The 10,170-nt window shown below is 67.8% G+C and carries 9 protein-coding genes; 8 read left to right on the top strand and 1 reads right to left on the bottom strand.

The genetic code is table 11. From position 1 onward, the window contains the following. From KBA48_RS30465 to KBA48_RS30455, 3 genes are all read left to right on the top strand, one after another. Positions 1 to 1,172, top strand: a 1,172-nt coding sequence (locus KBA48_RS30465) for an ROK family transcriptional regulator (protein WP_292912449.1), incomplete at its 5' end; no start/stop codon positions are given. Positions 1,173 to 1,287: 115 nt separating this feature from the next. Beyond that, entirely contained in the window at positions 1,288 to 2,184 is an 897-nt protein-coding gene (locus KBA48_RS30460) for an ROK family protein (protein ID WP_292912448.1), read from the top strand. A gap of 15 nt (positions 2,185 to 2,199) precedes the next feature. Continuing rightward, positions 2,200 to 3,387 (top strand): AGE family epimerase/isomerase, encoded by a 1,188-nt coding sequence (locus KBA48_RS30455; RefSeq protein ID WP_292912447.1) that lies wholly within the window; start codon positions 2,200 to 2,202, stop codon positions 3,385 to 3,387. Here KBA48_RS30455 and KBA48_RS30450 read toward each other — a convergent pair. Further along, a complete protein-coding gene (locus KBA48_RS30450) occupies positions 3,359 to 5,629 on the bottom strand; it encodes a TonB-dependent receptor (protein ID WP_292912446.1) in 2,271 nt (756 codons plus the stop codon). The genes KBA48_RS30455 and KBA48_RS30450 overlap by 29 nt on opposite strands. A gap of 206 nt (positions 5,630 to 5,835) precedes the next feature. Between KBA48_RS30450 and KBA48_RS30445 the strand changes: the two genes are divergently transcribed. From KBA48_RS30445 to KBA48_RS30425, 5 genes are all read left to right on the top strand, one after another. After that, positions 5,836 to 7,104 carry a histidine kinase gene (locus tag KBA48_RS30445; RefSeq protein ID WP_292912445.1) on the top strand — a complete coding sequence of 423 codons (1,269 nt, stop codon included), beginning with the start codon at positions 5,836 to 5,838 and terminating at the stop codon, positions 7,102 to 7,104. Continuing rightward, positions 7,097 to 7,714: a response regulator transcription factor gene (locus KBA48_RS30440; protein WP_292912444.1), complete on the top strand. Its 618-nt coding sequence runs from the start codon at positions 7,097 to 7,099 to the stop codon at positions 7,712 to 7,714. Before KBA48_RS30445 ends, KBA48_RS30440 begins: the two co-directional genes overlap by 8 nt. Before the next feature lie 62 nt (positions 7,715 to 7,776). Further along, the gene (locus KBA48_RS30435; RefSeq protein WP_292912443.1) at positions 7,777 to 8,220 is read left to right on the top strand and encodes a hypothetical protein; all 444 of its coding nucleotides are present in this window, start codon (positions 7,777 to 7,779) and stop codon (positions 8,218 to 8,220) included. Between the two features lie 263 nt (positions 8,221 to 8,483). Further along, positions 8,484 to 9,440, top strand: coding sequence for a glycoside hydrolase family 43 protein (locus KBA48_RS30430; protein WP_292912442.1), 957 nt, complete (start codon positions 8,484 to 8,486; stop codon positions 9,438 to 9,440). Positions 9,441 to 9,690: 250 nt separating this feature from the next. Next, positions 9,691 to 10,170: alpha/beta hydrolase (locus KBA48_RS30425; RefSeq protein WP_367273895.1), on the top strand; the 480-nt coding region annotated here is incomplete at its 3' end.

Genomic DNA, 10,170 nt, shown 5'->3' with positions numbered 1-10,170 from the left:
GCCTGTCGGGGACCAACCTGGAGCGGGCGGGGGATCATAATCAGCGGGTGACGTTGCAGGCGATCCGGGTGGGCGGGCCGATCACGCGGGCGGAGCTGGCGGAGATCACGGGGCTGACGGCACCGGCCATCGCCAATATCACCAAGCGGCTGCTGGCCGAGGGGTTGATCATCGAGGCGGGGCGGCTGCTGGGGCAGCGGGGGCAGCCGGCCATGAAGCTGGCCATCAATCCCGATGGCTGCTTTTCCGTGGGCCTGAACATCGACCGCGACCATATCACCCTGGTCGTGCTGGACCTGGCGGGCCAGGTGCGGGCGCGGGCGTCGCGGCAGGTGGAGTATGCCCTGCCGGACGAGGTGGGGGAATTCGCACGGACCGAGCTTTCCGCCATCCTGGCGCGCGGCACCATCAAGGCGCGGCGGCTGGTGGGGATGGGCGTGGCCTTGCCCGACGATCTGGGGCGGGTGCATCTGCCGCATCAGCCGGACGATTACGCCATCTGGGACCGGACCGACATCCCGGCCCTGTTCGCCGGCCTGCCGTCCCTGCCCGTGCTGGTGGAGAATGACGCCACGGCGGCCGCCCTGGGAGAGGCGCAATTCGGCCTGGGCCTGCGCCATCCCAGCTTCTTCTATCTGCTGATCAGCCGGGGGCTGGGCGGCGGTCTGGTGCTGGACGGGCAGTATTTCCGGGGTGCGGAGGGGCGCAGCGGGGAGATCGGGTTCCTGCCCGTGCGCCATCCCGGCAGCACGGCGCGCAGCCTGCAGGACGCCGTGTCCCTGTCGGCCCTGTTCGACCATATGGCGGCGCGCGGTTACCGGCTGGGCCAGCCCGATGACCTGTTGTCACTGGATAGGGACGGACGGGCGGCGCTGGCTGAGTGGGTGGCGCTGGCGGCGGACCTGCTGACCGGGCCGATGCTGTCCATCTCCTGCCTGATCAACCCGCAGGCCGTGTTCGTGGGCGGGCGGCTGCCGGGGCCGGTGGTCGATGATCTGGTGGCCGCCATCAATGCCCGCATGGCGGCCGAACGCGGACAGGTGCCCATCCTGGCCCCGCTGCGCCGGGCCGCCATGGCCGCCGACGCCCCCGCCGTGGGGGCGGCCATCCTGCCCTTCAACCAGCGCCTGTTGCCCGGCCGGTCGGTGCTGATGAAGACGGCGGAGGAATAATCCCGGTCGCCGGTCATGAGGGGGCGGGTGATCCTTTCCGATTAAATAAACCAAATTGTCTATTAAATCCGGCCCTGATAGGCTCCCGCCATCACCAAGGCCGGGGACGGGTTTTATGATCAGGATCGGGATTGATTTCGGCGGCACCAAGATCGAGGCGGCGGCGCTGTCGGCGGAAGGGGAGTTCCTGTCCCGCCTGCGCGTGCCCAATCCCGGCACCTATGACGCGGCCATCGATGCGGTGCGTGATCTGATCGTCCGCACGGAAGGCGCGGTCGGTCCCGCCGCCAGCATCGGCCTGGGCGTGCCGGGCAGTGTCAACCCGGCCACCGGCCTGATGCGCAACGCCAATTCCACCTATCTGAACGGCCGCGACTTCACGTCCGACCTGATTGCGGCCCTGGGCCGTCCCGTCCGGCTGGCCAATGACGCCAACTGCCTGGCCCTGTCGGAGGCGGTGGACGGGGCGGCGGCGGGCGCGCGGGTGGCCTTTGCCATCATCATCGGCACCGGCTGCGGCGGCGGTCTGGTGGTGGATGGAAAGCTGGTGGAGGGGGCAAACGGCATCAGCGGCGAATGGGGCCACATGCCCCTGCCCTGGCCCGACGCGACGGAGGTGCCCGGCCCCGCCTGCTGGTGCGGGCAATCGGGCTGCCTGGAAACCTGGGTGTCGGGCACGGGCCTGCGCCGCGACCATGCGGCCGCCACGGGTAATGACCAGCCGGGGGAATGGATCATCCAGGCGGCGCGGGCGGGCGATGCCGGCGCCTCGGCAGCGCTGGACCGCTATATTCACCGGCTGGGCCGTTCCATGGCGTTGATCAGCAACATTGTCGATCCCGATGTGTTCGTGTTAGGTGGCGGCATGTCGAACGTCGCCGAACTGTATGAGCGGCTGGTCCCCGTGATCCGCGCCCATGTGTTCTGCGACACCTGGGGGGCGCGCATCGCGCCGGCCCGCTGGGGCGACAGTTCGGGTGTGCGCGGGGCGGCGCGCCTGTGGCAATCCTGACCGGAAACCGATCTGATGACCAATCCCTCATCTCCCTTGGCCTCCTGCCTGACCGACGCCGCCAACCGCCGCGACCTGCTGGTCGCCTGGGTCCTGGACCATGCCTATCCGCTATGGTGGGAGCAGGGGTACGACCATGCGCGCGGCGGCTTCCATGAAAAGCTGGACCAGACGGGCCGGCCCGTCGATGCGCCGCGCCGCGCCCGCGTGCAGCCGCGCCAGATCTATTCCTACGCGCTGGCCCCCGATCTGGGCTGGACCGGCCCGGCCGACGCCATCGTCGAAAAGGCCCTGGCCGCCTATCTGTCGCGGTACCGGCGTGAGGATGGGCTGTTCCGCACGCTGGTGGCGGCGGACGGATCGGTGCTGGATGACAGCGTCGATCTCTACGACCAGGCTTTTGCCCTGTTCGGCCTGTGCAATGCCGCGCTGGCCCTGAATGATTTTGTGCCGCTGCATCCCATCGCGGCCAGCCTGCGCGACCGGTTGATCGCGCGCTGTGCCCATCAGGGCGGTTTCGCGGACCTGGACCCCGATGCGCGGACGCTGCAATCCAACCCCAACATGCATCTGTTCGAGGCGTCGCTGGCCTGGGAAGCGGCGGGCGGCGATGCGGGATGGACCGCCATGGCCGATGGCATCGCCGGTCTGGCCCTGACCCGCTTCATCGACGCGAAGACGGGCGCCTTGCGCGAATTCTTCGACCGCGACTGGCAACCCGCCCCCGGCACGCCGGGCCGCATCGTGGAACCGGGGCACCAGTTCGAATGGGCCTGGCTGCTGCTGCGCTGGGGCAAGCTGCGTGGCCGGGCCGACGCGGTGCAGGCGGGCCTGCGCCTGCTGGAGATCGGGGAGACCCATGGCGTGGACCCGGCGCGCGGTGTCGGCTTCAACAGCCTGCTGGATGATTTCTCCATCCACGACCATGGCGCCCGCCTCTGGCCGCAGACGGAGCGTATCAAGGCCGCCGTGCTGGCGGCGGAGGTCACGGGCGATCCCGCCTGGTGGGCCGTGGCCGCCCGGGGGGCGGACGGGCTGCTGCGCTATCTGGACACGCCGGTGAAGGGCCTGTGGTGGGACAAGCTGTCGCCCGACAACATATTCACCGACGAGCCTGCCCCGGCCAGCAGCTTCTACCACATCACCTGCGCCATTGCCGAACTGGACCGGGCCATCAGAACCGCGCCGTCATCCCCAGCGTAAAGCGGCGGGGCGCGCCGGGGGACAGGAAGCGGGGATCGTCAAAGCCCAGTTCGTCGGCCTCTCCATACAGGCCGAAGCTGGCATAATCCTTGTCGAAGACATTCTCCACGCGCGCCGTGACGCCGATCGCGTCGGTCACGCGATAGCGGGCGGACAGGTTGAACAGGGCATAGCCGGCGATGGGGTTGGTCAGGTTCGCCTCGTCCCCGCGCAGATAGCGGCTGGAACTCCATTGCATCTCGCTGCCCAGGGTCAGGGCGTCGGTCACCGTCAGATCGGCGCCGATCTTCAGGCTGTGCAGGGGCAGGCCGGGGATGCGGTCGCCGCGTTTCACGGCGATCTCCCCCTCCGCGTCGGCTTCCGGATTGTCGGGCGCCTGGATGGTCAGCGCCGTGCGGAAGGTGGCGCGGACCAGGGCATAATCGACGAACCAGTCCACCGGCCCCACCCGGCCCGACAGCCCGGCCTCCAGCCCCTGACGCCGTGTCCGGCCGACATTGTCGAAATAGCCGGTGCCGATGATGGGGCCGGCGGAAATGAAGATGATGTCGTCGCGATTATCGGTGCGGAAGGCGGCCACGGACCAGTTCAGCGCGTCGCCATTGATCCGCCCGCGCGCCCCCGCCTCCCAGGTGCGCGAGCGCACATCGTCCAGCGGCGGGTCGGCCAGGAAGGCGTTGGGGAAGCGGCAGGGCCTTTCCGGATCGGCGCAGGACAGTTCGGCCGGGGTCGGGATGCGGTTGCTCTCATTCACGGCGGCATAGAGCGTGGTGCCGGCGGCCGGGTTCCAGGCCAGGCCCAGGCCGGGATTCAGCGCCGTATAGCTATGATCCCCGTCCAGATCGTCGCCCAACTGGTCCCGCAGGCGCAAATCGGCATGGGTCAGGCGCAGGGCCCCCGTCAGGTGCAGGTCTTGCGTCAGGGACAGCGTCTCCGACAGTTGCGCGCCCAGGATCAGGGACCGGGTCTTCAGCCCCACATTGAACTCATCATTGCCGATGGCGATGCCCAGGCTTTCCACCCCGCGCGTATCGTCCAGTTCGCCCAGTTCCGTGCCGCTGCCATAGCGGGTGCGGGCATGGTCCAGGCTGGCGCCAAGGGTCAGGATATTGTCCATGCCGCCCACGCGCCCGGTCTGCACCGCCTGCAGGCTGGCCCCCTGCCCGTCGGTCACGGTGCGGGTGCGATTGAACACGGCGTCGGGTTCGTCATCCAGGCCGGTGACGGGTCGCCCATCGGCACCCACGACGGGTTCCAGCTCCTCCCCCTCCTCAAAACACAGCGCGGTGCCACAGCTCTCGAACTCCCCCTGGTCGCCATTGCGGGTGCGGCGTTTCAGATGGCGGAAATAGGCGGCGCCCTGCAGCGCCCAGCCATCGGCCAGCGCCGCCCGGCCGCGCAGCGACAGGGCCAGCAGGTCGCTGTCGGTGGCATCGGGATGGGTGAAGACAGCGGACCGGTCTTCCTCCAGCAGGTCCAGCGGCACCGGTCCGTTGCCGGCCAGTTCCGACGTGGCCGCCGTCACGGACAGGCCCAGTTCCGTCTCCCCATCGGGCCGGTACAGCACATCGCCATAGGCCCGCGACACGCGTGAAGGGGAGAAATCGCGCCAGCCATCGTCCCGCCCGTGCGACAGGCCCAGATAATAGCCGGTGTCCCCGTCCCTGCCCCCGGCTTCCCCCGTGACAGTGACGAACCCGTGCGATCCCGCCTCCACCGACGCCGCCAGGCCGGGTGCCGTGAACCCGTCCTTCATGGAGAACAGAACCGCGCCCCCCAGCCCGTTGGGGCCGAAACCGGGGTTGGACCCGGCCACCACCTGCGCCTCCCGGACCGCAAAGACGGGCAGCAGGTCCCATTGCACCACATCGCCGAACGCCTCGTTCACCCGCATGCCGTCCTGGTACACAACCACGCCCTGCGGTTCGCCCAGCGCCGGGGCCGCGGTGAATCCGCGCAGGGCCAGACCCTGCTGCCACGGATTGCCCAGACTGTCGATGGCGGCCACCGACCCCAGACGCCGCAACAGCCCGTCCACCGCCGTTACGCTACCGGAACGGTTCAGGTCATCCCCGCCGACCCGCCGGCCGGCCGCCGGCAGCCGGTCCAGCGGCACGCCATCGCGCCCGCCCGCCGTGCCGATGACGATCACTTCCGTCTCCAGGGAAACCGGTTCGGCCAGGGCGGCGGGAGTCAACAGGGTGCTGGCCAGAAGCCAGAGGGCAACAGGCGGGCGGCGCATCGTTTCTTCCCCGGATTGATTGTCGGTGGGCTTGTCGTTGTTCCGCTATTGAAGGCGGCCCGGCCGTTGGCAACAATTGGACCATGGGGGTAGCAAAACATCCCGGCCGCGACGGGATGATTGTCCTAATACTTTCGGCTGATGGCTGGAGCCGCTGAGAGGGGGTTAGGGTTGTCGGTTTATGGCCGGGGGGGAAACAAGCAACCGTGAGTCTGCGCTGGCGCATCATCTGTCTGGTCATGCTGGTTGCCCTGCTATCGGCGCTGGCTGGTCTGGTCGTGACGGTCGCCAGGGCGCGCATCGCCGTGCGCATGGAAACCCAGGCGGCCCTGGATCTGGCGCGGACACAGCCGGCGGCCGTGGCCAGTCCCGTCCGGCATCTGGCGCGCGTCTTTGTGCCGGCCGGCGCGCCCGTCCCCGCCCCGCCGGCCGGCCATCCCGACGTGCCGGACTGGTTCTCCGCCCTGCTCTGGACCGGTGGCGCGGATGTCAGCCTGCCGGCCGATGGTGGCGTCTGGCTGTTGCGCGCCGACCCGGCGGATGAGGTGGCGGAGGTCTGGGCCGATACCAGCGCCCTGGCCGTGACGGCGCTGGTCATGCTGGGGCTCTTGCTGCTGGCGCTGCATCTGCTGCTGGGACGGGCGCTGGCGCCGCTGGACGGGTTCGGGCGGGCACTGGACCGGATGGCGCGCGGCCTGCCGGCCGGCAACGGACTGGCGGCCACCGTGCCGGAACTGGCCGCCATCGGGCAGCGCATCCGCCACCTGGATGCGGAACTGACGGCGGCGCGGGCGGAAAATGCCGATCTGACACACAGGCTGATCGACCTGCAGGATCAGGAGCGCGCCCAGCTTGCGCGCGATCTGCATGATGAACTGGGGCCCCTTCTTTTCGGCATGCGCGTCGATGTCCATGCCCTCGTCCGGGCCGCGTCGGCCGGGCCGGTGCCGCCCGATCTGGCGGTGGCGCGGGCCGATGCCATCGACCAGGCCGCCGGTTCCATCCGTGATCTGTCGCGCCGTATCCTGAACCGGCTGCGGCCCATGGGGCTGGACCATCTGCACGCGGCCGACCTGCTGCGCGATCTGGTGGATGCCATGGCGCGTCAGCATCCGGCGGTGCGGTTCACCCTGACCCTGGATGATGGCGCCTTTGCCCGGTCGGATGCGGCCGACCTGACGCTTTACCGCGTGGCGCACGAGGCGTTGTTGAACGCCATGCGCCATGGCCAGCCCACCCGCGTGACGCTGACCATCGATGGCGATGCCGAGACGGTGACCCTGCGCGTCAGCAATGATGGCGGTGCCCTGGCCGGCGATGCGGCCCCCGGCCATGGCATCATCGGCATGCGGGAACGGGTGCGGGCCCTGGGCGGCACGCTGTCGGTCCTGCCCGACGGCACCGGGGTGACGCTGGTGCAGGCGGAACTGCCCGTGCCGGTGCCAGAGACAAGCACGGAGGAAAGGCATGGATGAGGGGCCGCTGATCCTGGTGGTGGATGACCACGCCGTTGTGCGTGGCGGCTGCCGCCAGTTGCTGGAACCGCCCCTGTCGCGGTTCCGCGTGGCAGAGGCCGCCGACGGCATGGCGGCCCGCGCGCAGGTGACCCGCCTGAACCCCGATCTGGTGGTGGCCGACCTCAATCTTCCCGGCAGCCCCGGCGGGCTGGACCTGCTGCGCGAACTGACGGCGGCGGGCCGGCTGGTCGTGGTGCTGTCCATGCATGAAACGCCGGGCATCGCCACCCGCTGCCTTGACCTGGGGGCCGCCGCCTATGTCACCAAGTCGGACGCGCCCGACGCCCTGGTCCAGGCGGTGGAAGCGGCCCTGGCCGGCGGGCGCTGGCTGTCGGCCGACATTGCCCGCGCCCTGGCCCTGCCCAACCGCGAGGATGAGCTGACCGGGCGGGAGGCCGAAATCCTCGACCTTCTGGCCGACACCGCCGATCTGGAAGCCGTGGGCCGCCAACTGGGCATCAGCTACAAGACGGTGGCCAATACCCTGGTCCGTCTGCGCAACCGTTTCGGCGTGCGCCGCACGGCCGATCTGGTGCGGGTGGCCGTGCAACGGCGCGGCGCCGGGTGACAGCCATTGCCCCCGTCCGCCATCTGCATCAGGATGGGCCTGCATCATGGATGGGGGGCGGCATGACTTACGACAACGCATCCTGGCATTATGAAGGCAACTTTCCCGCCGATCTTCCCGAGAACGCCGGCGCCACCCACATCGCCCTGTTCCTGTCCTGGGCTGTACTGAACGGCCTTGCCGGTGACCTGCATATCCAGGAGTTCACAGCGGATCTGGCGCAGTTGCGCGGCCGTGCGGTTACGCCGGGTGAATGGTTCCTGAGCGTGTGCGATGGAAAACTCGTCGACGAGGATCTGAACGAAGAAGGCAACCGCTTCACGCACGCCTATTATGCCGGCGATGACGGGCTGCACACGGGCGAAGGGTACTATCTGTCCGACTATGTCGATGCGTTTCCCGATGCGGAAACCGCCTATCATGTGCCCGACACTTGGGCCAGCTTCGACACCCTGGCCCCCATCCTGGCCCGTCGCCTCGCGGCGTGGCGGAAAAAATCCCCTTGATCGCGGGGGTGATACGGGCTCTTTCGGAAATGATGATACCATCGGTCAAAATGGTTGACCGATGGTATCCGCACCGACTGGCGCGGCGGCGGCCAATGCCGCCGGTGCCTTTAATCCCGAACCTTCGGGATTAAAGGCCGCTGGTATCGTGCGTTGACGCACCATTAATATTATTATAATGTTTATCCTTCTCTGGGGAGGATAACACGATGAAAAAATCGTGGCGCCGGATGGCCGCCTGGCCGGCTTTTTTGTCAGCAGCAATGTTAGCGTTAACAATCTCAACCGCCGCCGGGGCCGTCGATGCCGTTCCCGGATCGAACCCGATCTTCCGCGACCGGTTCACCGCCGATCCGGCGCCGCTGGTGGTGGGGGACACGCTCTATCTTTATGTCGGCCATGACGAGGCGCAGCGGGATGAGATGTTCAACATGCGTGACTGGCTGGTCTATTCGACCAAGGACATGCGCCATTGGTCCTATCACGGCCCCATCATGAAGGTGACGGACTTCAAATGGGCCAAGAAGGATGCCTGGGCATCCCAGACCATTCAGAAGAACGGCAAATTCTGGTTCTATGCCGCGGTGGAACATGACGATACCCATCCGGGAAAGGCCATCGCGGTGGCCGTGTCGGACAGCCCCACGGGGCCGTTCGTGGATGCCAAGGGCTCGGCGCTGATCACCAACGGCATGACGCCGAAGGGTGAGCATAGCTGGGAGGATATCGATCCCACGGTCTTCACCGACGATGACGGCACGACCTGGATCGCCTGGGGCAACCGCCAATGCTATATTGCCCGGCTGAAACCCAACATGATCGAGATCGACGGCCCGATCACCGAGATCACGCCCCCGCATTTCGAGGAAGGGCCCTGGCTGCACAAGCGCGGCGATCTTTACTACCTGACCTATGCCTCGCTGGACCGGTCCACCCACCGCGATGAAAAAGTGTCCTATAGCACCGCGCCCTCCATCCAGGGACCCTGGACCTTCCGGGGCGAACTGACGGGGTCGGGCAAGTACAGCTTCACCATCCATCCGGGGATCACGCAGTTCAAGGGCAACTGGTACCTGTTCCTGCACAACGCCATCCTGGCGGTCGGCGACCTGAACGGCGCGCTGGGACGGCGCGCAGTCACCGTCGAACATCTGCATTACAATCCCGACGGCACCATGAAACCGGTGGTACAGACCGACGCCGGCGTGACCGCCCCGTAATGCCAAGGGTCATGGAATATGACCCTTGGCGGCCAGCGACCGCTGGCCCGCAGGCACGTGCCTGCGTAAGCCAAGCTGCCGGAGGCAGCGCCCGGCGCTTGAGGGAACATGTAAAAACAAGGGTCATCGAATATGACCCTTGGAGGCCAGCGACCGCTGGCCCGCAGGCGCGTGCCTGCGTAAGCCAAGCTGCCGGAGGCAGCGCCCGGCGCTTGAGGGAACATGTAAAAACATAACAAGGAGGATACGCATGGGAATTTTGTCCGCCCTTTCGGGCATGACCCGCGCCGCGTCACGGGTTGATGCACGCGTCTTCGCCCTGGCCCTGACCATCGGCGGCCTGACGGCCCTGCCGGTCCAGGCCCAGAATGACCGGATGACGCCCATCGCCATTCCGGCCCAGCCCAACGCCATCGACCTGGGCACCGGCCCCCTGCCCGATGCCAAGACCCCTGAATCCTGGCACAGCCAGTATGGCAGCTTTTTCGCCCGCAATGTCACCGTGGCGACGCTGACACCCTTCCTGCCGGACCCGGCCAAGGCCACGGGCGCCGCCATCGTCGTGGCACCCGGCGGCGGCTTCCGCACCCTGTCGATGAGCAATGAAGGCTGGGACGTGGCCAAGGCGCTGGCCGACAAAGGGGTGGCGGCGTTTGTCCTGAAATACCGGTTGAACCAGACGCCGGCGGACATGGCCGCGTTCGAACGGTCGATGCAGGAGATGTTCTCC

Source organism: Niveispirillum sp. (genome assembly GCF_017996735.1).
Lineage (GTDB): Bacteria > Pseudomonadota > Alphaproteobacteria > Azospirillales > Azospirillaceae > Niveispirillum.
The sequence above is the reverse complement of the archived record's forward strand: the minus strand, read 5'-3'. Positions and strand labels throughout refer to the sequence as shown.

Bases quoted from the DNA above. Each gene is read 5' to 3' on its own strand.
- KBA48_RS30460 (WP_292912448.1), top strand. From the start codon at position 1,288: ATGATCAGGATCGGGATTGATTTCGGCGGCACCAAGATCGAGGCGGCG.
- KBA48_RS30455 (WP_292912447.1), top strand. From the start codon at position 2,200: ATGACCAATCCCTCATCTCCCTTGGCCTCCTGCCTGACCGACGCCGCC.
- KBA48_RS30450 (WP_292912446.1), bottom strand. From the start codon at position 5,629: ATGCGCCGCCCGCCTGTTGCCCTCTGGCTTCTGGCCAGCACCCTGTTG.
- KBA48_RS30440 (WP_292912444.1), top strand. From the start codon at position 7,097: ATGGATGAGGGGCCGCTGATCCTGGTGGTGGATGACCACGCCGTTGTG.
- KBA48_RS30435 (WP_292912443.1), top strand. From the start codon at position 7,777: ATGACTTACGACAACGCATCCTGGCATTATGAAGGCAACTTTCCCGCC.
- KBA48_RS30430 (WP_292912442.1), top strand. From the start codon at position 8,484: ATGTTAGCGTTAACAATCTCAACCGCCGCCGGGGCCGTCGATGCCGTT.